Source organism: Collinsella sp. AF29-7AC (genome assembly GCF_003475665.1).
Taxonomy (GTDB): Bacteria; Actinomycetota; Coriobacteriia; order Coriobacteriales; family Coriobacteriaceae; genus Collinsella.
In genome coordinates, this window is the sequence record NZ_QRQX01000019.1 from 15,294 (window position 1) to 41,636 (window position 26,343).

Consider the following 26,343-nt stretch of genomic DNA (forward strand, 5'->3'; position numbering starts at 1 on the left):
CTCCGGCACGGAAAGGACCGATCATGGCCTTCGAGAGCGTTAACTATCAGTGCCCTGCCTGCGGTGCCCCCCTGCATTTTGCAAGCGCCGAGCAAAAGCTTGTCTGCGACTACTGTGACTCACGCTTTGAAGTCGAAGAAGTCGAAGTCCTCTATCGCGAGCGCCAGGACAAGGCCGACGCCAAAGCCGATGCGGCAGCCGCAACGCCCAAGTCCGTCGCCGACGATGCCGTGCAGGAGCTCGCCCAAAACGCCGGCTACATCTGCTCGTCGTGCGGCGCCGAGCTCGTGTCCGACGGCACTGTCGCCGTCACCACCTGCCCGTACTGCGGCAACTCCGCCGTGGCGCCCGGCCAGCTCTCTGGCGACTTCTCGCCCGACCTGGTGATCCCGTTTAAGCTCGGGCGCGACGACGTCACGGCCGCACTCAAGGAACACTACAAGGGCAAGATCTTGCTGCCCAAGAGCTTTGTCACCGGCAACCACATCGACGAGGTCCAAGGTGTCTACGTGCCGTTTTGGCTCTACGGCGCCCGCGTTGACGGCGAAGTGTATTTTGACGCGACCAACGAGACCGTGACCGAGGAATCCGACCGCACCGTCACGACCACCGACCACTACGATGCCTACCGCAAGGGAGCCATCTCGTTTAAGCGCGTGCCCGTCGACGGATCGTCCAAGATGCCCGACGGCCACATGGACGCCATCGAGCCGTTTGACTACGACGCGCTGCGTCCGTTCTCGGTCGCATATATGCCCGGCTACATCGCCAACCGTTACGACGAGGACTGCGAGACCTGCAAGGCGCGCGCCGAGCGCCGTATGGAAGAAAGTACGATCTCGGCCCTGCGCGAGACTGTCGTCGACGAATACGACGATGCCACGGTCGAAAGCAAGCAGCTCGACTACACCTGGGAAGACAGCGACTACGCCCTGTTCCCCGTCTGGATGCTCTCCACCTCGTGGAACGGCAAGAGCTACCTGTTTGCCATGAACGGCCAGACCGGCCGCTTGGTCGGCGAGCTCCCCTGCTCCAAGCCCAAGCTCGCCATCGCCTCGGTGCTGTTCTTTGTGATCGGATTTGTCCTCTCCCAGATTCTCTTTATGGGCGAGAACGCCTTCGATCCGGATTACCTCGCCTTTGATATCGAGGGCATCCTCATCAACATCATCGCGCCGCTGATCATCGTGATTATCGGAGACGTGCTACTGGTAGGCCAGCTCAAGACGGCCAACGAGGCCACCCACGCCGACGAGTACTGCGGCGAGCTCGACCTGACCGAGAAGCACGACACCTTCAGCCACACCGAGACCACCGTTGTCATGAAAGACGACAAGGACGACTAAGCAATCCAACCAATACCACCCGGCCTTTGACGAGAAAGGAAGATCACCATGGGACTCTTGAAAGCTGGATTGGGAGCTGCCGGCGGCGTCATGGCCGACCAGTGGAAGGAATTTATCTACTGCGAATCGATGCCTGCTGACGTCTTGGCCTGCAAGGGCAGCAAACGCACCGGTGGCCGCAGCTCCAACACGCGCGGCGAGGACAACGTCATCTCCAACGGCTCCGTCATCGCCGTCAACGACGGCCAGGGCATGCTCGTGGTGCAAAACGGCAAGATCATCGAAGTCGCACTGGAGCCCGGTGAGTTCGTCTTCGATACCGGCAGCGAGCCGAGCGTCTTTAGCGGCAACCTGGGCGATTCCATCAAGGAGACCTTCGCCAATATCGGCAGCCGCTTTACCTTTGGCGGCGACGCGGGCAAGGACCAGCGCGTCTACTTCATCAACACCAAGGAGATCATCGGCAACAAGTACGGCACCGCCTCGCCCGTGCCCTTCCGCGTGGTCGATAACAACATTGGCCTGGACGTTGACATCTCCGTGCGCTGCAACGGCGAGTACTCGTACCGCATCACCAACCCGCTGCTGTTCTACACCAACGTGTGCGGCAACGTGACCGATAGCTACACGCGCGACAAGATCGACAGCCAGCTTAAGTCCGAGCTGCTCACCGCCCTGCAGCCCGCCTTTGCCAAGATCTCGGAAATGGGCATCCGCTACAGCGCCATCCCCGGCCACACCACCGAGCTCGCCCGCGCGCTCAACGAGGTCCTCTCTGCCGACTGGCGTGACCTGCGCGGCGTCGAGATCGTGAGCTTTGGCGTCAACTCCATCGCTGCCTCGCAAGAGGACGAGCAGATGATCAAGGACCTGCAGAAAGCCGCCGTCATGCGCGATCCCACTATGGCGGCAGCCAACATTGCCAGCGCCCAGAGCGACGCAATGCGCGCGGCAGCCGCCAATCCCAACGGCGCGATGGCAGGCTTTATGGGCATGGGCATGGCAGGTGGCATGGGCGGCATGAACGCCAGCCAGCTGTTCGCCGCCGGCCAGGCACAGCAGCAGGCCGCCCCGCAGCCGGCTCCGGCACCCGCTCCCGCACCGGCTCCTGCCGCTGCCCCCGCGGCCGGCACATGGACCTGCAGCTGCGGCGCCACCAACACCGGCAAGTTCTGCTCCGAGTGCGGCAGTCCCGCACCCGCCCCGGCACCGGCCAAGTGGTTCTGCCCCAACTGCGGCAGCGAAAACGGCGGCAAGTTCTGCAGCAACTGCGGAACGCCCAGGCCCTAGCCCCTCTATCTGGTAATTGGCGGGGGATCCGCCACCCCCGCATTTGCTTCTATGGGTTTCGTTCGATAAAGGAGGACACCATGAAGACAACGTTCAAAAAGTCCGTACTCGCATTTCTGACATGCGTCCTTGCGCTCGCCTTTGCCCTGACGGGCTGCAGCGGCGGCGGCAAAGACCCCAAGGCAAACTTCGTCGGCAGCTGGGAACTCTCGGGTGGAACCCTGGAGGGCGAAGAACTGACCGATGAGTACATGAAGATGCTCGAGGATTGGGGTGTGCACTGCGTCCTGATTCTCGATGAGGACGGTACAGGTGCCCTCGACCTGTTCCTTGAAGTCGTCGACCTTAAATGGGAGGCAAAGGACGCCACCACCGTAACCATCACCGCCGAAGACGAGTCGCATGACATGAAGCTCAAGGACGGCAAGCTCATCCTCGAAGAGGATGACGGCAATCTTGTCTTTACCAAGTCCGACAAGGACCTGTCCGGCACGGTGAAGAAGGATCGCGAGGCGGCCGAGAAGGAAGAAGAGATCGACGAGGCCGTCGAAGACGACGACGTCCAGAAGATTGAAATCTCCCCCGCCGTCACCGTTGCCGATGACGACCTGTGCACCATCACCATCACCGAGAAGTTCAAGGACGAGTGGGACGACATCGGTTTTGTCGTCAACATCACCAACAAGAGCGACAAGGACCTGACCTTCTACGCCCCCAGCGGCAAGACCAACGTCAACGGCACCATGAAGGAACCCTGGTTCTCGGCTCACCTGATGCCCGGCACCAACGCCACCGAGGAATTCACGTTCTCGAGCGGCGAGCTTGACAGCCTTGACGACCTGGTCAACACGACCATCGGCATCGACGCCTACCTGACCGATTCCTACGAGGACGTCGCCTCCTACAGCGCAACCATCGCGTAGCGGCACGTAACATCAGCCGCGGATTGGCGGACACATCCGCGCACACCAGACGGGGCCGCAGGAGATGATCCTGCGGCCCCGTCGCTTTATGCCGACAGCACTGCCCATACAAGCAGGCCGCCCGCCGTTTTTAGATGCGAAACGGTGGGCGGCCTATCCTTGCGGTGCCGGAACACGGGTGAGCGCGTCGATTACGGGCGCTCCATGTTGGGAACGATGCTACCCTCGGTCACCGCATGCACGGCCAGGCGCATGATGTTGTCGTAGCCGGTCTTGCTCAGGATCTCCGAGATGCGGCGCTTGATGGTGCCCTCGCTCATAAACAGCTCGGCCGCGATCTCGCGACGACTTTTGCCCTCGCAGGCAAGGCGCAAAATCGATAGCTCGACATCGTCGAGGGCTGCTGTACCCGAAAAAATGCTCTCGGGCGGCTTGGGAAACGTGCAGTAGCCAGCCAACGTGGAGCGCATCACGGCGAACAGCTCGTCGATACCGACGTTCTTGTACACAAAGCTATCGACGCCCGCCTCGCGGGCCTGATCGACAAAGGTGATCTCGGGCATGCCTGTCATGATAATGATGCGACACTCGGGCAGCTGCTCCTTGATGCGTGCCGCCGCCACGATGCCGTTTGAATCGTGTTCGGTGCACACGTCCATCAGTATCATGTCCGGGCGCTCCTTGAGCGCGACACCCAAGGCCTCGGAGGCATCGGCGATCGCGGCAACGACGGTCATATCGGGCTGGTCGCCAACGGAGCGCGCCAGGCTCTCGCGCAGGATGGCCTGATCTTCGACAATTAACACGCGGATCATGAGTTTCTCCTTTGGGACGTGTCGTTGGCGTTAAGCGGAATGGATACCGTAAGCGTAAAGGGCGGGGTGGCGTGGACCTCTAGTCTGCCACCCAGATCTTGCGCGACATGCCTCATACCTGGGATTCCCGTTCCCTCGCGATACGATACGGGGGCCGGGGACCCGTCGTTAGAAATCGTCATGTGCGCGACGGCGTCAGCATCCGTCCTCTCCTGCCACAAGCGCACATGGACCCGATGCGCCTGCGCATGCTTGGTGGCGTTGGTCGAGGCCTCGCGGATAATCTGCAAAAAGGCAGCGGCGACACGCGCGTCCTCAGGCAGCGCACCCTCAACATCGATCTGCACGCTCACCAGGCCAAAAGCATGGACGATATCGCCCAGTTGCTCTGCCGGTTCGGTGTCGCCCCCGCTGCGCAGATCGGCAGCGATTGAGCGCAGCAGCGGGTCGATCTGCTCGAGCGACTCGTCGTCCAAGCGCCCCTCCTCCAAATAGCGATGGAGGATGGACAGACGCTGCCCGATCACGTCGTGCACGCGAGCGCGCATACGCAGATAGGCCGCATTGTCAGCAACCTTTTTGACTTCTTCGATCTGGGCCTGGAGCTCTTGGCCCGCAAGCTCAAGCAGGTGGTTGGCCTGCGCCAGGCGGTCATGCGCATGCGCATACTCTGTCACATCCAGACCGATTATGCGCTCGAACGAACGGCCCGAGACCATAACGCCATCGCACACAAACAGGCGAATCTCGGCGGGAGAAACCTCGACCACCGCACGCGCCTCACCAAAGCGGTCCAGGTTGATCCGCACGCGGTTCTTACCGCCTTCGGGCATTTGCATGCTGAGCTTGCGCAGGTCGTTCCATGTACCGCTCATATCGCCTAGGTCGGTGGGCATATGAAGCTCCACCAGGTTTTTACGCATGCAGCGGTTCATGAGCAGTGGACGGCCCCTCGAGTCCAGATACAGGATGCCCACGGGAATCACGTTGATGGTTTCGATCGTCGAGAACGCGGTGATATCCTCCTGGCGGTTACGGACGTCCATCAAGAGCGCCGCGACGGAACGGAACAGGAAGAACGCTCCCTCTGCGATAAGGACAACGGCCCACACCGAGCCCATGGCAAAAACCACCGGCGGTGTCACGGCGCCAACAAGCAGCAGCTCGGCCAGCATGACAGGGCGACGATAGTGCACCATAAGGACCACGCCATAGGCAAAGATCGCGGCATTGAGCCACAGCACTCCGCCCATTGCCCTGGCGCAAACGTCAAGCGGCGCCACCAGATACGAGCCAGACGACGCGAATAAGATGAGCGCCGAAATCATCAGGTGAAGCACAAGGCTCGTCTCGTAGGCGCAAATCACCTTACGGTTATAGGACGAGCGGCGCGATGCGATGAGCGGGACGTGGATCATCTGCAGACACGCAGCCAGGGCAAAGACAACATCGAGCGCAACGATTTGGGGAAGGATGAACGAAATCTGCATCGTCACTCACCCGCCCTCGGCATCAAGACGATCATACGCAGCTGGCCGGGCTCGCCCTCAAGGCGGTATGCCACGTTGCGCCCTTGCAGAGCGCTTTCGAGCTCTTGCGCAGCGGGCGTCTGCGAAAGATCTTCATCATCGTTGGAAAATAGCGTGGCGCGCAGCTCGACACTGCACCGGTCATGGTCGCCCAAGTGATACATAAGCGCCGGATGGTCGGTGGTGTAGGCAAAAAACGCAAAGTCATACACGCAGTCGTACAGGGCGCTTACCGTACTGGCGTGCATCGGGCGTCGTATGGCGATAATCGAGGCGCAATCGACATCGATGGTGCGCAGGTCGCTTGCGAGCTCGTTGGCAATGAGTTGAATGCGGTCGCGATCAAAACCGCTCTCCCCGTGCTGCGCCAACGTGAGCGACCCTTTGCGCTTGCAATAGGCGACGAGCATCTTGGCGCGCTGCAGCATGCGGTAACGCTCGTGTGAAGACGCCTCGTCGGTCAACGGTGGCAGCGAGCTCAGCAGGTCGTACATCTCTTCGAACGCGCGGGCAAGCGCCTGGTCCACGTCTTGGACCAGCAAGGTCTCGGCCTCTTGATCTGCCAGATGCGTCTTAAGATCGTAGTCGGCCGTGAGCAGCTCATTTTGGCGCTGCAGCTCCATGCGACGATGTGCCAGTTCACGGTTAAGCTCGTTGAGCTCCGACACGTCTTGGGCAAGCAGGGCCGATCCGCCCAGCAGTGGAAAGGCGCGATACATTACATCGGGATCGGACGCCACGGCAAAGGCGTGAGCGTGCCCGTGTTCCTGGGTCCGCAACTCCTCGCGCACGCCTACCGGCATTGGCTTTGACGCCGGCGTGGCATAGACTTCCTGCAGGTCGCGCGTTAGAACTTTGAGGTCGAGCGGCAAGGTGTCGAAGATGCCGGCGATGTCGTGATACGACGGAATGACACCGCAATCGAGACAGATTTCCATCGCCACCACGCACAGGACGCAGTAGACAAGTGAAAAATTAAGCCTCCATGCCCAGGGCACACGCAGCGCATATGAAATGGCAAAGAACGCGCCGCCCAATAGGACAAGCGCGGCCGTGCCCGAGAAACGCTGAATACGAAAAGACGAGGACCGTCCTACCAAGATAAAAAAGGCAACGAAGTTAAAGGCTGTCCATACCAGAACGGTACCGTAGCCCCAACCATATGTGTAATCGTTGCTCCAGGTTCCACTCGATCGATCGAAATGGAAGACCTGCTGATGAACATCGTTAGTAAGCACAAAGCCGATAAGCAGGACAGCCATGACCCACAAAACGGTGCGGTACCGACGCCCCATACGATGCTGTTCCAAACCCGCGAGGCGCAGACCGCACAGCTGGTAGATCAGCGGAATGAGCGTCATGGGCACGTAGTACAGGTACCACAGCACGGTGGCATAGAACGGCGTGAACGACTTATATTTGAGGATGACCTCGATCATCCACAGGGCACAAATGGCGGCGATGGCAACAAGGCGGCGGCGCAAGACGTAGTCCAAGCAGCGTAGGTACGCCAACACACCCCAGATTGAAAATGCAATTGCGGCGACAAGCAGCGGGAGAGAGCTCGAGTGGACGAGCGCATCCACGACCTCTTCGGACACCTCGCTATAGGCGGGCACGGTGTTGGAAAGCTTGGGGTCGGAGGCGAACAGTGCCGGCAAGACTGCCAAAAGCATAAGGAACAGCGCGGTAATGGCGCCGGCGATAACAAAGACGCGGTGGCGATACACGCCATGCGATATGCCAACAAGGAATCGCGGCATGGCGAAGAGCCTGCCGCCCCTAAGATCCGCCACGGGCGCGGATCGGGCGGTCGCGTGGCCGATATGTCGCTCGCGGGTACCCATAGTGCTTTTAGTGTACCGACAGGCGGGCCCAAAAAGCGGGCCACATGTCCCAAAATCCGCCGACGGCGAGGGACGTCGCCAGCGACTAGTCGTTTAAGAACGTCCCCAATGACTAAGACAAAACGAGCGAGGATTTTTGGACGCCCAAATGGCGAGAGTGGATAATCTCCCACTTTGAGCCCACAAACAGGCTAAAAACGGGAGATTATCCACTCTCATTCTGCGGGCACTCATTTAAGTACGTCCCCAATGAGTGCTTTCACTTCTTTTAACAAAACGCCTGGCGGGCATTAACTGCTCGCCGGGCGTTTTGGTTAGGAGGCTATGGTTGTTGGGAAGCCTTAGGCCAGGTCCTCGCCGTTCGTCTCGATGACGTGTTTGTACCAGTCGAAGCTCTTCTTTTTGGAACGCTTGAGGGTGCCGTTGCCCGCATCATCGCGGTCGACATAGATAAAGCCGTAGCGCTTGGACATCTCGCCCGTGCCGGCAGACACCAGGTCGATTGGGCCCCAGGTGGTGTAGCCCAGCAGGTCAACGCCGTCCTCGGTCACCGCATCGCGCATCGCGGCGATATGCTGGCGCAGGTAGTCGATACGGTAGTCGTCGTTGATGGAGCCATCCTCCTCGACAACATCCTTGGCGCCCAGGCCGTTCTCGACCACAAACAGCGGCTTCTGATAACGGTCGTACAGGTCGTTGAGGGTGATGCGGAAGCCCAGCGGATCGATGGCCCAGCCCCACTGGCTCTCCTGCAGGTAGGGGTTCTTGGCGCCGGCGAAGGCGTTGCCCTGGGTGCGCTCGACATCGGGGTTATCGGCACCGGCGGAGCAACGGGTGCTGTAATAGCTAAAGCTGATGAAGTCGACGGTGTTGGCGGCCAGGATCTCGCGGTCCTCATCCGTCATGCCCACATCGATGCCCAAACGCTCGAGCTTCTTGACGGCATAGGCCGGGTAGTAGCCGCGGCTCTGAACGTCGACGAAGAAATAGTTGCTCTGGTTGTCAATCTGCGCTTGGCGCACATCGCCCGGACGGCAGCTGTAGGGGTAGTAGCTACCTGCGGCAAGCATGCAACCGATCTTGACCTCAGGGTCGATCTCGTGAGCGATCTTGGTTGCCCAAGCGCTGGCGACGAGCTCGTTGTGGGCGGCCAGGTACTCGACGGCCTCCTTGTTCTCGCCCTCCTCAAAGACCAGACCGGCACCCATAAACGGCAGGTGCAAGATCATATTGATCTCGTTGAAGGTAAGCCAGTACTTTACCAGGCCCTTGTAGCGGGTGAAGATCGTGGTCGCGAGGTTCTTGTAGAAGTCGATGAGCTTGCGGTTGCGCCAGCCGCCGTACTCCTTGATGAGGTGAATCGGGCAGTCGAAGTGCGTGATGGTCACGAGCGGCTCAATGCCGTGCGCCTGACACTCGCGGAACACGTCCTCGTAGAAGGCCAGGCCGGCCTCGTTGGGCTCAGTCTCGTCGCCGTTGGGGAAGATGCGGGTCCAGGCCAGGCTCATGCGGAAGGTCTTAAAGCCCATCTCGGCAAAGAGGGCGATGTCCTCCTTGTAGTGGTGATAGAAATCGATGCCGGTCTGCGCGGGGTAGTAATAGCCGTCCTCGAAGTCGAGCATCTTGCGCTGGCCGGAGACCACCGCATAGCGCTCGGGGCCGTGCGGCGCCACGTCCACGTTGGCCAGGCCGCGGCCATCCACGTCGTAAGCGCCCTCGCACTGGTTGGCAGCCGTCGCGCCGCCCCACAGGAAGTCTTTACGGAAAGCCATGCATCAATCCTTTCACACGCTGTTTGTCGTGGTTTCAGTATCCCCGTAAGCAGCGCGCTACTCAACGGCAACGACGCAGGCCGACACTTCTTTTCGCACACGGCGGCCCGGCAGCCGCCCCTGCCTGACACTTTCTGATACCGCCGCCCCAAACCACCACAAAGGGGACAGGCACCTTTGTGGTGGTTGGGGACGGTTTGTCTCGATCTGTAACAGGTAGGCAGCCAAAACCGGGCTTGGTGTTACAGATCGAGATTTTCGGGCAGCCCCCCCGCAGTTTGTCTAAATCTGTAACAGGTAGAGACGATTTAGCCCGCTAGATGTTACAAATCGAGACGGAAGATGCTAGTCACAGGCGATGTCGAGGTTCTTGCCGACGAGGCCCACGTAGCCGCCCTCGGCAGCCTTGGGACTATCTGCGTGGCAGAGAACCCACTTGTCGGCCTTCCAGTAGCAGTAGCTGTCACCGGCGGCAGGCATGTCGGCTGCGGCCTCGGGGCGCGGGCCATTGGTGCCCGCCGGCAGCGCCACCATCACCTGGAAGCCGCCGTCGTCGACCATGCAGGGCGTGTAGTGGAGCGTGGTGTTGAAGACTTCGACGACCGTACCCGCCGGCACGCGGAACGCCTTGACGCACGCGGTGTCGAGCTTGCCGCCCTCAATCTCCCAGCGATGCGCCACGAGCAGGATAAAGTCGCGGGCGCCCAGGTTAAACTCGCTGGCGCGGTGATACTCCAGGCAGTTGAGCTGCGTGTTGTGGCCGTTGCACCAGCCGAGCTGGAAGGGGCGGCCGCCAAACATGAGAAAGCCCAGTTTATCGGCACCCTTGACGCTCTCGAGCTCCGGCGCGCTTGCTACGTACTTGCTGCCTTCGGGGATGGGCGTGGCAGAGAGCGCCTCGAGCACGAGCAACGTGAGCTCGGACGGAACGTCATCCCAAACGTTGCCATAGGATTTGAACTCGGGATCGTTGACAGAATAGATGTGCATGTTCGCTCCTGTTCGTAAATGTGACTATACGAACATTCTAGAACAAACATGAGCGATTTTGAACGCTCGTCCCGACCACTCAACAAAAAGGCGCCCCCGCATAAGCGAAGGCGCCCAATGCGCGCGCTTTGGGCGATAAAGCCCTTACGCCTGCTGATAATGCAGGTGCTTCTCATCGATATCGGCCAGGTCGCGGTCGAGATAGCGACGCGCGAGCCAGTTTGCCATGGGGAGGTTCTGGTCCAGATAGTTACCGCACTCCTCGGGAGCGGCACCGGGGACATCGCCCTCAAAGCCGGCGACAAACTCGAACAGCTCACGCACGAGCGGCAGGATCTCCTCGCTCGTCACCTCGCCAAACACGACGAGGTAAAAGCCCGTGCGGCAGCCCATGGGACCAAAGTAGACAATGCGGCTCGACCACTCGGCATGGTTGCGAAGGAACGTCGCGCCCAGGTGCTCGATGGTGTGGCACTCGGCCGTGTTCATGACCGGCTCCTTGTTGGGCGTGGTCAGGCGCAGATCAAAGGTGGTGACGGCGGCGCCGGTCGCCGGATCGCGGTCGATGCGGCTCACATACACGCCGGGCTCGAGCAGCAGATGGTCAACGGAAAAACTCGCGATACGCTCCATGGCAGTTCCTCTCGGTAGTCAATTTAGGACGGGGCTCTTTTAGCTGGTTCGAATGATCGCACCAATCATACCAGTCAAAAAAGCCCCGTCCCAAATGAGCTACCCGGGAATAGCCTGCGGGCGCCGCGCAGCCGCCTAGGCAGTGTAGGCGATGGTCGCGTCGACGGCATGGCGCCAGCCGGCGATCTTTTTGGCTCGCACGTCGGCAGGCATGGCAGGCTCCACGATGTCGCGGGCGCCGTAGACGTCGACGACATCGCGCGTGTACATGCCCAGCGCAATGCCGCAGGCCCAGGCCGCACCCAGGCCGCTCATCTCGTCGTTGCTCGCAATGCGGATGGGCGAGCCGACCAGGTCGCTCTCAAACTGCATCAGGTACGCGTCGCGCGTGGGACCGCCGTCAACACGAAGCTCGGCCAGCGCCGCACCCGAATCCTCGACCATCGCATCGATGACGTCGAAGATCTGATAGGCGATCGACTCATCGGCGGCCTTTACGAACTCCGCACGGCCCGTGGTGCGCGTCATGCCAAAGACGCAGCCCTCGGCATCGCTCGCCCAGTGCGGCGCGCCCAGGCCAGTGAACGCCGGCACAAGGTAGACACGGCTCGCCGGATTGGCGGCGTAGCACAGGTCGGTGACTTCCTCGGGATTGTTGATGAGCTCCAGGTCGTCGCGCAGCCACGTCTTGACGGCGCCGGCGTAGCTCACGTTGCCCTCGAGCACATACTCGGTCACGCCGTCCATACGCCACGCAAGCGAGCTCGAAAGCCCGTGCGAGCTGGCAACGAACTCGACGCCGACGTTCATCATGACCGAGCTGCCGGTGCCATAGGTCGCCTTGGCCATGCCGCGGCTGTGGCAGCCCTGGGCAAACAAGGCGGCATGGCTGTCGCCGAGCACACCGTGAATGGGCACGGGCGCCGGCAAAAAGCCGCCCAGGTCCGTTGTACCGAACAGGCCATCGGAATCGGTCACCTGCGGCAGGCACGCCGGATTGACACCAAAGGCCTCGCACACCGGCTCGCTCCAGCAGCCACGGCGCAGGTCAAAAAGCTGCGTGCGGCTGGCATTGGACCAGTCGCAGCGGAACTCCGCGCCACCCGTGAGCGTCCAGACCACCCAGGCATCGATGGTGCCCAGGCACAGCTCGCCCGCCGCCGCGGCCTCGGCAGCCGCGGGAACGTTCGCGAGGATCCAGGCCATCTTGCCCGCCGGATAGTAGGGCGAGAGCACCAGACCCGTCGTGTCACGCACCAGCTCGGCCACGCCTTCGCGCGCAGCCAGCTCGTCGCACAGCTCGCGGGCGCGGGCGCACTGCCACACCACGGCATCGCACAGCGGCTCGCCCGTCGTGCGGCTCCAGGCAACGGTGGTCTCGCGCTGGTTGGAAATGCCAACGCCGGCGATGTCTGCCGGATCGACCCCGGTCTCCTCCACCACGGTGCGTGCCACAGCCAGCACGTTGGCGGCGATCTCGGCCGGGTCGTGGCTCACCCAGCCGGCCTCGTTGACAATCTGGCGATGTGAGCGGTCGGCGCGATGGATCAGATGGCCGCCCTCGTCCACCAGCAGCGCCTTAGTACCCTGTGTGGACTGATCGATTCCGATGATGTATTTGCTCATGTACTCTCCTGTCTCCCCCGTCGATTCAAAACTAAAACCCGACGGACAAGGAGCGAGTGGCCGACCGGCTCATGAGAGCGCAGCCGGCCTGCTCAGAATTCAACCTAAAAGGATTGGTGCAAACCTGTCCCCGATGCACCAATTACTCTGCGGGAAGGACCTCGGCGACCGTCTTGGCGATTCCCTCGCCCGTCAGGCCGTAGTGCGCAAAGACCTCGGGGCTCGTGCCGGTGATGACCGGCGCATCGGGCAGGGAGAGGCACTTGACCGGACACGGGCAATGCTCGCCCACGACCTGCGCGACCATGGAACCCAGGCCGCCGAAGGGGCTGTGCTCCTCGACGGTCACGACGGCGCGCGTGGCACCGGCGGCCTCGATCACAGCCTCAGCATCGAGCGGCTTGACGCAATACATGTCGAGTACCGTTGCCGAGATGCCCTGCTCGGCCAGCAGATCGGCGGCGTCCACGGCATGGCGGACCATCTCGCCGGTGGCGACAATCGTCACATCGGCGCCGCGACGCACCCAAGTGGCGCGATCCATCTGGAACGGGCACTCGTCCTCGGTGTACACGTCCTCCACCGGGTTGCGGCCCACGCGGATGTAGGCCGGCTTGTTGTCGGCGACCAGGGCACGCACGAGCTCGGCGGTCTGGAATCGATCGCTCGGCAGATACACGCGCATGTTGGGAATCGCGCTCATGGCGGCGATATCCTGCGCGGAGTGATGGCTCATGCCTAAGGCGCCGTAGGACACGCCGCCCGAGATGCCGATGAGCTTGACGTTGGTGTTGGAGTACGAAACGTCGACCTTGCACTGCTCATACGAGCGCGTGGTCACAAAGGACGCCGGCGAGGCGGCCCAGGCCTTCTTGCCGCACGAGGCCATACCGGCGGCGATACTCACCAGGTCCTGCTCGGCGATGCCGACCTCAATGGACTGCTGGGGATACTGATCGAAGAACGGCGTGAGCGATGCGGAGCCGCGGGAGTCGGAGCACAGGACGACGATGTCTTTATCGGTTGCGGCGGCCTCGAGCAGCGTGTCGCAGATAGCCTTGCGGTTGGCGATCTTGTTAGCCATTGATAGCCTCCTTATGGGCAGCGAAATCGGCGATGATCTGGACATATTCCTCATCGTTGGGCAGGTGATGATGCCAGGCGGCCTTGTCCTCCATAACCGGCGAGCCGTAGCCCTTCACCGTGTTGAGGATGATGACCGTGGGCTTACCCTTGGTCTCGGCGGCCAGCGTCAGCGCGGCGTCGATGGCCTGGACGTCGTTGCCCGGAATGGACAGCACGTTCCAACCGAAGGCGGCCCAGCGCTCCTCCTGCGAGTCCTGCTTCATGACGTCCTCGGTGCTGCCGCTGATCTGCAGGCGGTTGCGGTCCACGAGCGCGCACAGGTTATCGAGCTGGTAGTTGCCGCCGCTCATGGCGCCCTCCCAGACCGAGCCCTCGGCAAGCTCGCCGTCGCCCATGATGGTGTAGACGCGGTAGTCGCGGCCATCCATCTTGCCGGCAAGCGCCATCCCGACGGCCACGGGCAGGCCATGACCCAGCGAGCCCGAGTTCATCTCGATGCCCTTGAGCTTGTTGTTGGGGTGGCCGATGTAGGGGCTGCCGAACTTAGAGAAGCGGGCCTTGACGTCGTCGAGGTCCAGATAGCCCTCGTGGCAGAGCACCGCGTAGTAGGCCTCCATGGCGTGGCCCTTGGAGAGTACGAAGCGATCGCGGTTGGGATCGTCGACGGTCTCGGGAGAAATGTTGAGGTGGTTGGCATAGAGGGTCATCAGCGCATCGATGACCGACATGTCGCCGCCGATGTGCCCGCCAGCGCCAGCCATGATGATATCGACGCAATCGCGTCGAAGGTCCCAACGCAGGGACTCAAGCTCTTCGATAGTTGCCATTTCTACTCTCCTCGCAGGTAAGCTTTGACGTCTTCTTCGATGGGGTCGTACAGGTCGGGGACAATGCCGATGTACTTGCACGCCTCGTAGAGCACCGGCACCACGTTGGCGTGAATGGCGACGCAGTGGTGGATGTAGGGACCCTCGACGATCTTGGCCTCGAGGCGCTTGAGGTTGTCGACCTCGACCCACAGGTAGGTGCCCATGCCGGCCGGGCCGTCGATGCCGCGGGCGTTGCCCAGCAGCAGCGAGTACTCGCCGTTGTCGCCGTCAAAGCGGGCAAGGGTGAGGTCGCCGTGCTTGGCCTCGGCCGTCAGCGCGCCGGGGTGATCGAAGGCCAGCGGATAGGTGAGCTTGGGCTTGACGGCCGCGCAGCTGCAGGGCCAGGGGCCGCAGTGCTGCAGCAGCTCGCCGTTCTCGTTATCGGGATGACGCACGGTCCAGTCGGCGAACATGCCGCGGTGACGGCCCAGGTCGGCGGCCTCGACCATCAGCGCGGTGATAGCGCCATGGATGTCGGTCTCGCAGACGATGGGGATGCCCATCTCGTTGAGGATTGCGTTGGCGGCGCAGGGCATAATGCCCAACTCGTCCTGCAGGGCGTTCCAGCACTGGATGGCGCCGGCGTTGCAGCCGTACTTCTCGACCAGGCGCTTCATGGCAATGGCGAGTCCTGCGACCGCAGGAACCTTGTCTTCGGGGATGCAGATCTCAAAGCTGTCACCAATGTGGGCGAGCATGGTTGCCATGGCCTGCTCGTCAGCCTGGGCGTCGCGCACGGCCTGGACAAGCTCGGTCATGGGGATGGGCGAAAGCTGGATGTTGAACTTCTCGAGCAGCTCGCCCTCGTTGCACATGGTCGACCAGAAATCGAACGGACGGGTGGCCATCTGCAGAATGCGGGTGTGCTTGAAAGTCTTGACCACGTTGCACACGGCCAAAAAGTCCCAGACACCGCGCTCGAACTCGGGATCAGTCAGACGGCAGTTGGTCATGTAGGTGAAGGGAACCTGGAAGCGACGCAGGACCTTGCCGGTGGCGAACAGGCCGCACTGGCTATCGCGCAGACGGGTGCCGTCGGGCTCGGGGCGCTCGTCGCGCGGACCCCACAGCAGCACGGGCAAGCCGAGCTCGCGGGCAAGGCGGGCGCAGACATACTCGGTACCAAAGTTGGCGTGGCAGAGCATGATGCCGTCGACGCCCTCGGCGCGGAACTTCTCGACGATAGGCGCGATATGGCTGTCGTCGAACAGCAGGCCCTCGTCGTTGATGTCGTCGATATCCACAATCTCGACGCCGATCTCGCGCAGGCGATCAGCCGTAAGGCCGCGATACTTGATCGCGTCCGGCGCGCTAAAGATGCTACGGCGCGTGGGCACAAAACCGAGCTTGATCTTATCCATGTACGTCCTCCCCTAGTCACATGTTCAGTAAACAGACGCATGTTTCGTTTTGTTCTGTTTACTAAATGTTTTACTCTTCTGTTTAGAAGTTTAGCGCGAAATACCCGTAGACGGTAGAGAAATCAGCCTAAACGGTATGTAAACAATCTGAACATACAAGGGAAACAAAAAGAGGACCCCGAAGGATCCTCTTCTGAATGGCACTATGTTAACTGCCCTAGCGAGCTTTGGCACGCTGCAGGCAATGCCGTCTCCGCCTAGATTTCGCGCACGCTCTGGCGCTCGACAAAATAGGTCGACACGGCCGTTTTGCAGGTGTAGCTCTTGGGATTGCGGATGTTGCCCACCAGGCGGCGCACCGCGATCTCACCCACCTCGTGCTTGGGAACATGCACCGTGGTGAGCGGCGGGTTGGAAAAAGCGCCCAGAGATAGGTCGTCAAAGCCGATGATCGAGACATCCTCGGGCACGCAAATGCCGTGCTCGTTGAACGCGCGCATGGCACCCACGGCGAGCACGTCGTTCTCGGCAAAGAAAGCCGTCGGCAGGTCGTCGTGCGAGGCATTGTCGAGCCACGCGCCCATGTCGCGATAAGCGCCCTCGAGCGTGGTGCCCAGCGTGACGCGCCATGCCGGATTGGCCTCGAGGTCCGCATCCTCAAGCGCTTGGCGATAGCCGCGCTCGCGGTCCTTAAAGTTGCGGATACGAAGGTCGCCCGCCAGATAGCCGATTTGCTTGTGACCTTTCTCGATAAGGTAGTCCACGGCACGCAGCACCGAATCGGTATTGGCAATGACCACGGCATCAAAGTACTGGCGGTCGCTCCAGCCATCGAGCACAATCAGGTGGGCGGCGGCGTTAGCGAACAGGGCGTAGTCCTCCTCGCCCAACTCCGTACCCATTAGTACAATAGCGGCGGCCGGATCGGCAATCAGGCCCTCGACCTGCGGACGCACGGCGTCTAGGTCGCTAAAGTCGAGCGAGACAAAGCTCGTGCTCATGCCGTGGCGACGCGCCTGGCGCTCCACGCCCTCGATGACCGCGGGGTGGAAGGTGCTCTCGTCCAGGATGGCGCCCGTCTTGCGCGCGAGCACAAACTGGATGCTCTCGAGCTGCGTCGACTGCTGATAGCCGAGCGACTGCGCGCACTCCAGGATGACTTTGGCGGTCTCCTCGCTCACGCTGCGCTTGCGGTTGAGCGCGTTGGACACGGTTGCGGGCGAAAAACCGGTGATGCGGCTGATCTCGCGAACACTTGCTTTGGCCATTGTTCCCCCTAGCAACGGTCGTGGCGGAGCATCGTGGCCTGACCGCCCCGTGACTCGACAACTAAACGACCGCAAATTCAATCTAAACAGAATAGTAAATGTTTAATAGCTAGTTTAGCCTGTTGTCAAGCGAAGCGACGCGACTATTCCCCCAACGGGCGTATTTACTCGGTAGCTAAAAAAGCCCGTCCCAAATTGACTACATGGGGCGTGAAAATCATTTAGCCCAGGACACGAGCCATACGGGCCTTGAACTCGGACAGGAAGCGCGGGGCGTCCACGGTGAGCGCCACGAGCGCGCTCTTATCCGGATCGGACAGACGGTGCTCGTCACAGATAGTGCGGCCGCGGTACTCGCCCAGCAGGTCGACACGAAGATTGCAGCCGAGCGCACCCACGAGCGTGGGATCAATCGCCACGGCAACCGCCAGCGGATCGTGCAGCGCGCAGCCGCCCAGGTAGGGCGCGTTCATTTCGTACGAACCGATATAGTGCTCGACCATGCTCGCAAACGCGCAGCCAGCCATAGTGCCCGAGCCCGTCCAGCCGGCAACGTCGCGACGTGTGAGCACCACGCGGTGCGTCACATCCAAGCCCACCATGGTGAGCTTGCGGCCCGAGCGCAACACGGCGTCGGCAGCCTCGGGGTCGCCCGCCATGTTGGCCTCGGCGCCCGCGCTCACGTTGCCGGGCACGGTAAGCGCACCGCCCATCACGACCACGCGGCCGATGGACATCATCGCCGCCGCATCGCGCTCCAGGGCAAGCGCCAGATTGGTGAGCGGGCCGGTCGCAACGTAGACCAGATCGGGACCATAGGTACGCGCGGCATCAATCAGGTAATCGACCGCCGCATTGCCATCGGCCGACGTCGCGCCCACTGGCTCGTACGGCGAAGCGGGCACGCTTGCGCCGCCAATACCGTTCTTGCCGTGGATAAGCGTGGTGGACGCCGGCGGCGTGTAGGGTTCGGTCGCCTTCATGGGACGATCGGCGCCCAGGTACACCGGCACCTCGGGACGACCCAACAGGTCGAGCACCGCCAAGCAGTTGTGCGCCGACTGCTCGACGCGCACGTTACCAAAGCACGTGGTGATGCCGACGAGCTCCACCTCGGGGCTTGCGATGGCATAGGCGAGCGCCATCGCATCATCCACACCCATATCCAGATCAAGGATCAGCTTCTTGGTTGCCATTGTTCTACTCCGCTTCTCCGTCTACATCCAAACCGTCTAAACCAAACTTGTGCTCGACTTCCGTACGCGTGGGAATCGATTGCTGAGCGCCCAGGCGCGACACCGTCACCGCCGAGGCGCGAGCACCCGCGGCCATGCACTCAAAGAGCGGCAGGCCCTCCAGACGAGCTGCAGCAAGCGCACCAATAAACGTATCGCCCGCGGCCGTCGTATCGACCACCGCGCTCGAAAGCGCCGGCATGCGCAGCGGCTCACCGCCATCGCCGAGCGTAACCGAGCCGGCGCCGCCCAGCGTGATGACCGCGGCGCCGGCGCCCTTGTCGAGCAGCGCATTGAGCGCGGCGACGCAACTCGCATCATCTGTGGGCAGAATGCCCGTCAGCATCTGGCACTCGGTCTCGTTGGGGCAGACCAAGTCGACCGCAGGCCACGCTCCTGCCGGCAAATCGCAGGCGGGCGCAGGGTTAAAGACCGTATAGAACCCCAGCTCGTGAGCGCAAGCAAGCGCCTCGGCCGTCGCTGCAAGGTCACATTCGCCCTGGGCGATAAAGACGCTTCCGGCAGCCGGGGCAAACTCGCTGGCATCGCCGTCGAGCTCGTCGGCCACCAAGCGCCTCAGTGCGCGGGCAACGTCCTCGCCCGCAAGCGCATGGTTGGCGCCCGGCGACAGCACGATGCGGTTGTCGCTCTCGCAGCGAATGATAGTCGCGGTACCGGTCTCCACGTCATCGCGACGCGCCACAAACTCAACGCCCACGCCGGCATCCTGGAGCCCTGCCACCAGCGCATCGCCAAAGGTATCGCGCCCAACAGCGCCAATCATGCACGTGCGCGCACCCATGCGCGCAGCAGCGACGGCCTGGTTAGCGCCCTTGCCACCAGCGTTGGTGATAAAACCGCTGCCACCGACTGTCTCGCCCGCACGCGGCATGCGCTCGCACGCCACCGAAAGGTCCATGTTCATGCTGCCGAACACCGCAACGATGCTGTGATCCGCCATGGAAACCTCCTCGTCTTCAGGCTTTACGCCCACCGTCGACCAACGATTGTGCACTCTCGCACCCCCTATAACTTTAGTTCACTTTGATGTGGACGCGCGCTTGAGCTTGCGCCAGCAGCAAGCATTCACAGGGGCAGGCAGCTACAATGAATACGTGCTGATTATTCTCGTCATTGGATGATGTTTTATGGAACAATTCTCGCAATCGGGCTCGCGCGGTCGACGCCGCACGGGCAACGAGCCGGCGCCGCACGAACGCGTGAAGGGCGAGCGCCGTGCCAACGAGCCGCGACGCACCGCGAGCCCCCATCGCGCTTCTGCCAACAACGCGGGCCGCGCCAACACTCCCGCCGCGGAGCAGACGCCTGCTCGCCCCAAGTCCCGCTACATCCCTGCGCTCGACGGTCTGCGCACGCTTGCCGTCGTCGCGGTGGTGCTCTATCACCTCAACCTCACGTGGGCTCAGGGCGGCCTGCTTGGCGTCACGATCTTCTTTGTGCTTTCGGGCTATCTGATCACGCGCTTGCTGCTCAACGAAGTCGCTAAGACCGGCCGTATCGACCTTAAGAGCTTCTGGATTCGCCGCATCCGTCGCCTGGTCCCCGCCGTGGTAACGGTAGTGTTCGTGACCTGCGCGCTGTGCACCATCTTTAACCACGTGATGCTCACCAAGATGCGCCCTGACATCCTGCCGTCGCTGCTGTTCTTCAACAACTGGTGGCAGATTGCCCAAAACGTCTCGTACTTCAATGCCCTGGGCGATCCCTCGCCGCTTACGCACTTTTGGTCGCTCGCCATCGAGGAACAGTTCTACCTGGTTTGGCCCCCGCTGCTGCTCGCTATGGTATCCATGCACATGAGCAAGCCCAACACGCGCCGCATGGTTCTGGGACTGGCTGCTGTCTCCGCCATCGCCATGATGGTGCTCTATAACCCCGCCGCCGACCCCAGCCGCGTGTACTACGGCACCGACACCCGCGTCTTCTCGCTGCTGCTGGGCGCCTGGATGGCCTTTATCCCCGATCGCGACCTGGCGCCGGTGTGTCTCGCTCATCGTTTGGGGCTCAATCGCCTGGCTGGCGCCGCCAAGCACGGCAAGAACGCCGAAAGCAAGCATGACGCTACGACCGACGGCGCAGCCGAGACCGTCCCGGCACAGCCGAGCGCCCTCGTGCGCTTTTGGTCCTCGCCCGCATCCATCGATGTGTTGGGCGTCGTGGGTCTGGTTGGCCTTGCCGCCATGGTCGCGCTCACCAACGGCTACACCGCGTTCCAGTATCGCGGCGGCACGCTGTTATGCTCCATCCTCACGCTCATGGTCATCGCGGCCTGCGTGCAGCCCCAGGGAATGGTTGCCCGCGCGCTGTCCGCCGAGCCGCTCGTGTGGGTTGGCAAGCGCTCGTACAGCATCTACCTGTGGCACTATCCGCTACTGTTGCTCATGAACCCGGTCGCCAACATCAACGATACGCCGTGGTGGCAGTACATTTTGCAGGTGTTGTTGGTGGTCGCCGTAGCCGAATGCTCATATCGCTTTATCGAGACGCCGTTTAGAAAGGGTGCCTTTGGGCGCACCGTATCCGAATTCCGCGACGGCACCACCACGCCCGCCAACTGGGTGCGCGCTCATATTCCCGTGTGCGCCACTTGCGGGATTGTGCTTGTTATCGCGCTGGGCGGCCTGATTTTTGTGCCGGAGACCTCCGCACTGAGCGGTGAGGGCGCCGAAGTCCTCAACAAGGAAGCCAAAAACACCGCGCCCACCGACCAGCAGGCGGCCGACGGCACCGACAAGGACAACGACGGCTTCCCCGACGGATCCTACGACCTGCTGATGATCGGTGACTCCGTGTCGCTGCGCGCCGTTGATTCCTTTGACGGCGTGTTCCCCCACAGTCACATCGATGCCGAAAAGGGCCGCCAGTTTGATGCGGGCCGCGCGACATTTGAGGGCTATCTCCAACAGAACCTTGCCGGCAAGATCGTGGTCTTTGCACTGGGCACCAACGGCTTGGTAACCGACGACCAGATCGACGCCATCATGACCGATGCAGGAGATAAGCGTATTGTGGTGTTTGTGAACACGCGCAGCCCGCAGCCGTGGGTTGGCTCTACCAACCAGGCCATCGCCAACGCTGCTACGCGCTACAAGAACGTGCGCGTTATCGACTGGTACGGATACAGTGCCAATCGCAACGACCTGTTCGATGGCGATGGCACGCACCTGTCGACCACTGGCGTGACTGAGTACCTCAACTTGATCCACGATGCAGTCAAGAAGGACCTGCCCGTGCATCCCGAGGATCACGTCAACGATCCGCAGCCGGCAGCCGTCAAGTCTGCCACCGACGCGCTCGTCAATGCGCTCGCTCTCAAGCCGCACAAGCTGGGCACCGACAAGTAACCTGCAGCGCAAACTTCCCACATCCGGAGGGGGTGCCTGCCACGGCAGGCACCCCCTCCGGCAGTTAGGGACGTTCCTTATATGCCGGCACCCAGGGACACTCCTGACACAGCCGAGGAACGCCCTCCTTGCGACCGAATTCTGGGCGCCTCGCCACCCCGGACGTTGTTTCCAAGCCCACACCCGCAGCAAACAACCCAAAATCACTCTTTTCGAGCCGACTCCAAGAGGTCGTGGACAAAAAGTGGCAAATATGAGTACTGTTACCATTTTAGTAGCAGGCAAAACCACCCAAAATGGCGCTCATGCGGTAGCGCACGACCCTTCCAGTTGACCAGAATGGCCGGCTTAGGACTTGGAGACCCGCTTTTAATAAACAGATTCTTAACTATGTTCATTATTTTCTTGGTCGTAAATGCTATCGGCAAGGCAACAGTACTCATATTTGGCATTTTTTGTCCACTGCCATATAACTAACGCCCTATAGCGGGCAAAAAACAGGCCGCAGTCCATCGCTGCGGCCTGTTTGGAGTCCAAAAGAGGCGCTAAGCGCTGTAACCCATCGCCTGCAGAACAAACATGACGACCGTCAGCACCGTAATCACACCGATAGTCGCCCAAGTGAGCACATTCCACACGCGGCCATTGCGGTTGGCGCCCATAATGTGACGGTCGGCAGCGATAACCACCTGGAACACCAGAACCACGGGCAGTAGCACGCCATTGATGACCTGCGAGGTCATCATGATCTGGAACAGATCGACGCCGGGCATGAGCACCAGCACGGCAGAGATGCCAATGATGGCAGTAATGATGCCGCGATAGACCGGGGCCTCGTCCCAGCTGCGGTCGGCACCGCGCTCCCAGCCAAATGCCTCGCAGATAGCGCTCGACGTAACGCCCGGCAGCACGCAGGCAGCCAAGAAGCTCGCCGCGACCAGGCCCGAGGCAAACAGTACCGTAGACCACTGACCCGCAATAGGCTCCAGCGCGCGGGCAGCATCGGCAGCATCGCTAATCTGAATACCCGCCGGGAACAACACCGTGCCGGTCGTGATGATAATAAAGCCGGCAATGATATCGGCAGCAAGCGAGCCGCTCACGGTATCGATGCGCTGCAGCACGATATCGTCCTCGCCCGCGTTCTTATCGACCACGTTGTTCTGCGCCAAGAAAATCATCCACGGCGCGATGGTGGTACCGATCGTTGCGACCACGAGCGACACGTAGCTGGGGTCATTTTGAATGTTGGGCACGACCAGGTCGACCGCGACCTCACCCCAGTTGGGGCCAGCCATAAACGCGGCGACAATATAGGTCACGAACACGCAGCTCACCAGCAGCAGAATCTTCTCGATGCGCTGGAAACTCCCCGACATGGTAAGCATCCACACCAGCAGCGCCACCAACGGCACCGAGATGCTCGCCGGCACGCCAAAGAGGGCAAGGCCGCTCGCAATACCCGCAAACTCCGAAATGGTCACAGCCGTGTTGGCGATCAACAGCGCCGCCATAGCAAGTACACTCTTGCGCACGCCAAAGCGCTCGCGAATGAGCGATGCCAGGCCCTTGCCCGTCACGCAGCCGCAACGCGCCGCGGTCTCCTGCGTCACGATGAGCAGCACAGTCATGACGGGAAGCATCCAGAGCATCTTGTAGCCATAGCTGGCACCCGCACTGGAATACGTTGCAATGCCGCCGGCGTCATTGCCCGAAAGCGCCGCCAGCAGACCGGGACCCATAGCGCCAAAGATGGCCGCGATGGTCAGCTTTTGCTTGGTGCCCGACTTTTGCTTGGTATTTTGCACGCGACCACCTAGCCCATGACTGACATGGCGAGCAGCACCGCGGCGATGCAATACGCCACACACGAGATCATGACGGCAATAACGTTCATGGCGGTGCCCGACGTGTTGAGGTCATGCTCGTCACGCCAGAACAGCACCATCAGGTAAATCACAGCACTCATGTTGCCAACCAGGCAAATGATGGCGGCAATGTTAAAGCAGCCGGTAAAGAGCTGCTCCTCAAACATAGAGGCATCGGGGAATGCAGCGGTGCGCACCAGCTGGGCGCACAGGTAGGTCACGAGTGACAGAATCAGGCCCATGCCCGTGCTCTGGAAGAAGAATCCCAGATACGGCTTGGGCTCGTCGTCGTGACCGTCATACTCCAGGAAGTAGTTCTTGACGAACGACACCATGCGCGAGGCCGCCAGCAGCACGAGCGGCATGGCGCACATGGGGAACACCACCAGATGCGCGGAGCCGAGCGCCGTTCCCAGCACGGTCGCCATGATGCACGACGCGATGCCCCATACAACAACCCAGTACTGGCGATGCACGAACCAGCTGAGCACGTTCGTCGAGTCGTCCGACGCGCTATCGCCCGAGCCGACACCGGCGATCTGCAGGTCCTCCTGATGCTCCTCGGCGATAACGTCCATGGCGTCGTCGAAGGTCACGATACCAAGGATATGACGGTTCTCGTCGCAGACAGGGATGGCAACCAGGTCGTACTTGGTCATCTCGTCCGTCACGTCTTCCTGGTCCTCGTCGGGCGACACATAGACCAGGTCGCGATAGGCCAACTGACCCAGCGTGGCGTCGCGGTCGGCTACGATCAGCGTGCGCAGCGAAAGCACGCCGGTCAGCATGCCACTCGGATCCTCGGTATAGACGTAATAGACGCTCTCGAAGTCCTCGTCGAGCTCGCGAATCGCCTCGATGGCGTCACCGACCGTTGCCGTAGCGGGCAGGGAGACAAACTCCGAGGTCATGATGCGGCCGGCGGTGTTGTCCTCATACCCCAGCAGGTTACGAATCGCCTTCTCCTCCTTGACGCCCATCAGGCGCAGGAGTTTCTCGGCCTTCTCGTAATCAAGCTCGTCGATCAGGTCGGCAGCGTCGTCCGGGTCCATCATGGCCAGCATCGACGATGCGTCGGTGTCGGACAGGCCCTCGAGCATCTCGGTCATAAGCTCGTCGTCATCGAACTCCGAGATGGCCTCGGCGGCCTGGGCAGTATCGAGCTGCGCAAACACCTGCGCACGCAAGCGCGGGTCGAGCTGCTCGATAATGTCGGCGATGTCGGCAGGGTGCAGCTCGCCGAGCGTCTTGTGCGACACCGAGAGTTGAATGTTCTTGGTCGAGCGGTCGAGCAGGTCCATGTAGGACCAGGCGATAATGTCCTCGCTGAGCGGCTTGCCCAGGTGCTTCATAAAGCCCTCGACGACGTGCTCGAGCGCGGGGCTGATTGCACGCAGCAGACCGCGGGCGCCGACCTCGGCACCCAGCAGGCGCAGCTGATTTTCGCCCGACATGGAAAACTTGATGTCGTTGACGCGCACGACCTTCATGCCCTGCGTGTCGACGATCTGCTTATTGAGAACGTCGCGCGCCAGCAGGAGCTCGGTCGGCTGCAGGTACGAGAAGCGAATATTGGTGGCAGACGTATTGAGATACACGCCCGTCTCGTCGATGCGGTCGACCCATTTGCGCCAGCTGATCATGAACGGCGTCTTGCCGGGACCGCGGAACGCGAGCGACGTCACGTGCGGAAAAACTTCGCCGGTTGCAATGCCAAAATCGTTGACCACGCCGAGCTTTTCGCCGTCGACGTCCAAGACTGGCAATTTGAGCATCTCACTCAGATAATTCAATGGTGCTCCCCATCATTATTCCTCCGGACGCGGCCGCGCGTGCGGCGTCCGGGGGCTTCTGGATATGTATACGCATGCGCGGGCGGCACGCCGCTCGACGCTTACACCCCGTGCATGCGCAAAAAGCACCTGCATGGGGTCATCGACTGTATGGTCGAGGTTTGGATTTCACCTGTAACCTTTCTCTTGACCCTCATTAACCGCAGTAACTATAGCATCAGCATCGCCCTGCGGCATCGAATTTATGCGCTGCACATTGCAGGCATACCAAACGCTGACGTATCCGTGACATAGCCATTGGGTGTTCCTATAGTTTTGTCAACCGTCGGGGCTACTCCCGGTAGGGCACCCGGTCGCGCATCACGGCGTATATCGCCCTGAGCCGCTTCCTCGCGACGGCCTTGAGCGCCCTGCCGTGGCCCATGCCCCGCGCCCTGCAGGCCCGGTAGTACTCGCCGTAGCGCCCCGACGACCTCACCAGGTGTTGCACGAGAAGATCAGCAGGGACTTGAGCCTCGCGTCGCCGCGCCTGGACGCCCTGACCGACCTCACCGACGTGCCGGAGCTCCTCACCCTCGGGGCTATGCCGCAGTACGAGGCCAGGTGGTCGTGGTCCGGGAACCTCCCGATGTCGACCGACACCGCGAGCTGCGCCGCGGTCCTCGGGCCGATGCCGGGCACGGTTGTTAGCGCTAATCTAAAATTGACCACTTTCGCAAACGCATCT

Annotated in this window: 20 protein-coding genes; 4 read left to right on the plus strand and 16 right to left on the minus strand. The window is 61.5% G+C overall.

The genetic code is table 11. The features are described from left to right. The first annotated feature begins 23 nt into the window (after nucleotides 1–23). The 3 genes from DWZ15_RS08410 (at nucleotide 24) to DWZ15_RS08420 (ending at nucleotide 3,559) form a co-directional block, all read left to right on the plus strand. Entirely contained in the window at nucleotides 24–1,346 is a 1,323-nt protein-coding gene (locus DWZ15_RS08410) for a hypothetical protein (protein ID WP_118450459.1), read from the plus strand. Nucleotides 1,347–1,394: 48 nt separating this feature from the next. After that, on the plus strand, nucleotides 1,395–2,636 hold the full coding sequence (locus DWZ15_RS08415) for an SPFH domain-containing protein (RefSeq protein ID WP_089573532.1): 1,242 nt from the start codon (nucleotides 1,395–1,397) through the stop codon (nucleotides 2,634–2,636). Nucleotides 2,637–2,716: 80 nt separating this feature from the next. Continuing rightward, on the plus strand, nucleotides 2,717–3,559 hold the full coding sequence (locus DWZ15_RS08420) for a hypothetical protein (RefSeq protein WP_118237353.1): 843 nt from the start codon (nucleotides 2,717–2,719) through the stop codon (nucleotides 3,557–3,559). A 191-nt stretch (nucleotides 3,560–3,750) separates the two neighbouring features. Here the strand turns inward: DWZ15_RS08420 and DWZ15_RS08425 are convergent, their stop codons facing one another. The 13 genes from DWZ15_RS08425 to DWZ15_RS08485 all read right to left on the minus strand — a co-directional run bounded on the left by DWZ15_RS08425 (nucleotide 3,751) and on the right by DWZ15_RS08485 (nucleotide 19,551). After that, on the minus strand, nucleotides 3,751–4,374 hold the full coding sequence (locus DWZ15_RS08425) for a response regulator transcription factor (RefSeq protein ID WP_055252147.1): 624 nt from the start codon (nucleotides 4,372–4,374) through the stop codon (nucleotides 3,751–3,753). After that, nucleotides 4,371–5,864, minus strand: coding sequence for a sensor histidine kinase (locus DWZ15_RS08430; RefSeq protein WP_118450461.1), 1,494 nt, complete (start codon nucleotides 5,862–5,864; stop codon nucleotides 4,371–4,373). The genes DWZ15_RS08425 and DWZ15_RS08430 overlap by 4 nt, the downstream gene beginning before the upstream one ends. Before the next feature lie 2 nt (nucleotides 5,865–5,866). Beyond that, on the minus strand, nucleotides 5,867–7,666 hold the full coding sequence (locus tag DWZ15_RS08435; protein ID WP_158572521.1) for a histidine kinase N-terminal 7TM domain-containing protein: 1,800 nt from the start codon (nucleotides 7,664–7,666) through the stop codon (nucleotides 5,867–5,869). A 425-nt stretch (nucleotides 7,667–8,091) separates the two neighbouring features. Further along, nucleotides 8,092–9,522, minus strand: a complete 1,431-nt coding sequence (locus tag DWZ15_RS08440) for a 6-phospho-beta-glucosidase (RefSeq protein WP_117634553.1) — start codon at nucleotides 9,520–9,522, stop codon at nucleotides 8,092–8,094. Between the two features lie 345 nt (nucleotides 9,523–9,867). Continuing rightward, nucleotides 9,868–10,512 carry a DUF4867 family protein gene (locus DWZ15_RS08445; protein WP_118450465.1) on the minus strand — a complete coding sequence of 215 codons (645 nt, stop codon included), beginning with the start codon at nucleotides 10,510–10,512 and terminating at the stop codon, nucleotides 9,868–9,870. 144 nt (nucleotides 10,513–10,656) lie between these two features. Continuing rightward, nucleotides 10,657–11,145 (minus strand): S-ribosylhomocysteine lyase, encoded by a 489-nt coding sequence (locus DWZ15_RS08450; protein WP_117770240.1) that lies wholly within the window; start codon nucleotides 11,143–11,145, stop codon nucleotides 10,657–10,659. A 135-nt stretch (nucleotides 11,146–11,280) separates the two neighbouring features. Then, nucleotides 11,281–12,771, minus strand: coding sequence for a glycerol kinase GlpK (locus tag DWZ15_RS08455; protein WP_118450467.1), 1,491 nt, complete (start codon nucleotides 12,769–12,771; stop codon nucleotides 11,281–11,283). Between the two features lie 142 nt (nucleotides 12,772–12,913). Continuing rightward, nucleotides 12,914–13,855: a transketolase family protein gene (locus DWZ15_RS08460; protein WP_118450469.1), complete on the minus strand. Its 942-nt coding sequence runs from the start codon at nucleotides 13,853–13,855 to the stop codon at nucleotides 12,914–12,916. Further along, nucleotides 13,848–14,684: a transketolase gene (locus tag DWZ15_RS08465; RefSeq protein ID WP_199580062.1), complete on the minus strand. Its 837-nt coding sequence runs from the start codon at nucleotides 14,682–14,684 to the stop codon at nucleotides 13,848–13,850. Before DWZ15_RS08465 ends, DWZ15_RS08460 begins: the two co-directional genes overlap by 8 nt. A gap of 2 nt (nucleotides 14,685–14,686) precedes the next feature. Further along, nucleotides 14,687–16,087 (minus strand): L-fucose/L-arabinose isomerase family protein, encoded by a 1,401-nt coding sequence (locus DWZ15_RS08470; RefSeq protein ID WP_117800086.1) that lies wholly within the window; start codon nucleotides 16,085–16,087, stop codon nucleotides 14,687–14,689. 257 nt (nucleotides 16,088–16,344) lie between these two features. Beyond that, nucleotides 16,345–17,355: a LacI family DNA-binding transcriptional regulator gene (locus DWZ15_RS08475; protein ID WP_118237337.1), complete on the minus strand. Its 1,011-nt coding sequence runs from the start codon at nucleotides 17,353–17,355 to the stop codon at nucleotides 16,345–16,347. Between the two features lie 221 nt (nucleotides 17,356–17,576). Then, the gene (locus DWZ15_RS08480; protein WP_117564514.1) at nucleotides 17,577–18,551 is read right to left on the minus strand and encodes a nucleoside hydrolase; all 975 of its coding nucleotides are present in this window, start codon (nucleotides 18,549–18,551) and stop codon (nucleotides 17,577–17,579) included. Between the two features lie 4 nt (nucleotides 18,552–18,555). Beyond that, nucleotides 18,556–19,551: a ribokinase gene (locus DWZ15_RS08485; protein WP_118450471.1), complete on the minus strand. Its 996-nt coding sequence runs from the start codon at nucleotides 19,549–19,551 to the stop codon at nucleotides 18,556–18,558. Between the two features lie 187 nt (nucleotides 19,552–19,738). Here DWZ15_RS08485 and DWZ15_RS08490 point away from each other — a divergent pair, with 187 nt between their 5' ends. Beyond that, complete coding sequence (locus DWZ15_RS08490; RefSeq protein ID WP_117817884.1) at nucleotides 19,739–21,955, plus strand: acyltransferase family protein; 2,217 nt, start codon at nucleotides 19,739–19,741, stop codon at nucleotides 21,953–21,955. 545 nt (nucleotides 21,956–22,500) lie between these two features. Here the strand turns inward: DWZ15_RS08490 and DWZ15_RS08495 are convergent. The 3 genes from DWZ15_RS08495 to DWZ15_RS10735 form a co-directional block, all read right to left on the minus strand. Further along, nucleotides 22,501–23,697: an Nramp family divalent metal transporter gene (locus DWZ15_RS08495; RefSeq protein WP_117583711.1), complete on the minus strand. Its 1,197-nt coding sequence runs from the start codon at nucleotides 23,695–23,697 to the stop codon at nucleotides 22,501–22,503. A 74-nt stretch (nucleotides 23,698–23,771) separates the two neighbouring features. After that, complete coding sequence (locus DWZ15_RS08500; RefSeq protein ID WP_099432471.1) at nucleotides 23,772–25,616, minus strand: magnesium transporter; 1,845 nt, start codon at nucleotides 25,614–25,616, stop codon at nucleotides 23,772–23,774. Between the two features lie 474 nt (nucleotides 25,617–26,090). Then, nucleotides 26,091–26,343 (minus strand): IS110 family transposase (locus tag DWZ15_RS10735; protein ID WP_233544707.1); only part of this gene is annotated, 253 nt, incomplete at its 5' end.

What these genes read in the sequence shown, in the direction of transcription:
- DWZ15_RS08410 (WP_118450459.1), top strand. Translation starts at nt 24, where the DNA reads ATGGCCTTCGAGAGCGTTAACTATCAGTGCCCTGCCTGCGGTGCCCCC.
- DWZ15_RS08415 (WP_089573532.1), top strand. Translation starts at nt 1,395, where the DNA reads ATGGGACTCTTGAAAGCTGGATTGGGAGCTGCCGGCGGCGTCATGGCC.
- DWZ15_RS08420 (WP_118237353.1), top strand. Translation starts at nt 2,717, where the DNA reads ATGAAGACAACGTTCAAAAAGTCCGTACTCGCATTTCTGACATGCGTC.
- DWZ15_RS08425 (WP_055252147.1), bottom strand. Translation starts at nt 4,374, where the DNA reads ATGATCCGCGTGTTAATTGTCGAAGATCAGGCCATCCTGCGCGAGAGC.
- DWZ15_RS08430 (WP_118450461.1), bottom strand. Translation starts at nt 5,864, where the DNA reads ATGCAGATTTCGTTCATCCTTCCCCAAATCGTTGCGCTCGATGTTGTC.
- DWZ15_RS08435 (WP_158572521.1), bottom strand. Translation starts at nt 7,666, where the DNA reads ATGCCGCGATTCCTTGTTGGCATATCGCATGGCGTGTATCGCCACCGC.
- DWZ15_RS08440 (WP_117634553.1), bottom strand. Translation starts at nt 9,522, where the DNA reads ATGGCTTTCCGTAAAGACTTCCTGTGGGGCGGCGCGACGGCTGCCAAC.
- DWZ15_RS08445 (WP_118450465.1), bottom strand. Translation starts at nt 10,512, where the DNA reads ATGCACATCTATTCTGTCAACGATCCCGAGTTCAAATCCTATGGCAAC.
- DWZ15_RS08450 (WP_117770240.1), bottom strand. Translation starts at nt 11,145, where the DNA reads ATGGAGCGTATCGCGAGTTTTTCCGTTGACCATCTGCTGCTCGAGCCC.
- DWZ15_RS08455 (WP_118450467.1), bottom strand. Translation starts at nt 12,771, where the DNA reads ATGAGCAAATACATCATCGGAATCGATCAGTCCACACAGGGTACTAAG.
- DWZ15_RS08460 (WP_118450469.1), bottom strand. Translation starts at nt 13,855, where the DNA reads ATGGCTAACAAGATCGCCAACCGCAAGGCTATCTGCGACACGCTGCTC.
- DWZ15_RS08465 (WP_199580062.1), bottom strand. Translation starts at nt 14,684, where the DNA reads ATGGCAACTATCGAAGAGCTTGAGTCCCTGCGTTGGGACCTTCGACGC.
- DWZ15_RS08470 (WP_117800086.1), bottom strand. Translation starts at nt 16,087, where the DNA reads ATGGATAAGATCAAGCTCGGTTTTGTGCCCACGCGCCGTAGCATCTTT.
- DWZ15_RS08475 (WP_118237337.1), bottom strand. Translation starts at nt 17,355, where the DNA reads ATGGCCAAAGCAAGTGTTCGCGAGATCAGCCGCATCACCGGTTTTTCG.
- DWZ15_RS08480 (WP_117564514.1), bottom strand. Translation starts at nt 18,551, where the DNA reads ATGGCAACCAAGAAGCTGATCCTTGATCTGGATATGGGTGTGGATGAT.
- DWZ15_RS08485 (WP_118450471.1), bottom strand. Translation starts at nt 19,551, where the DNA reads ATGGCGGATCACAGCATCGTTGCGGTGTTCGGCAGCATGAACATGGAC.
- DWZ15_RS08490 (WP_117817884.1), top strand. Translation starts at nt 19,739, where the DNA reads ATGGAACAATTCTCGCAATCGGGCTCGCGCGGTCGACGCCGCACGGGC.
- DWZ15_RS08495 (WP_117583711.1), bottom strand. Translation starts at nt 23,697, where the DNA reads ATGGGTCCCGGTCTGCTGGCGGCGCTTTCGGGCAATGACGCCGGCGGC.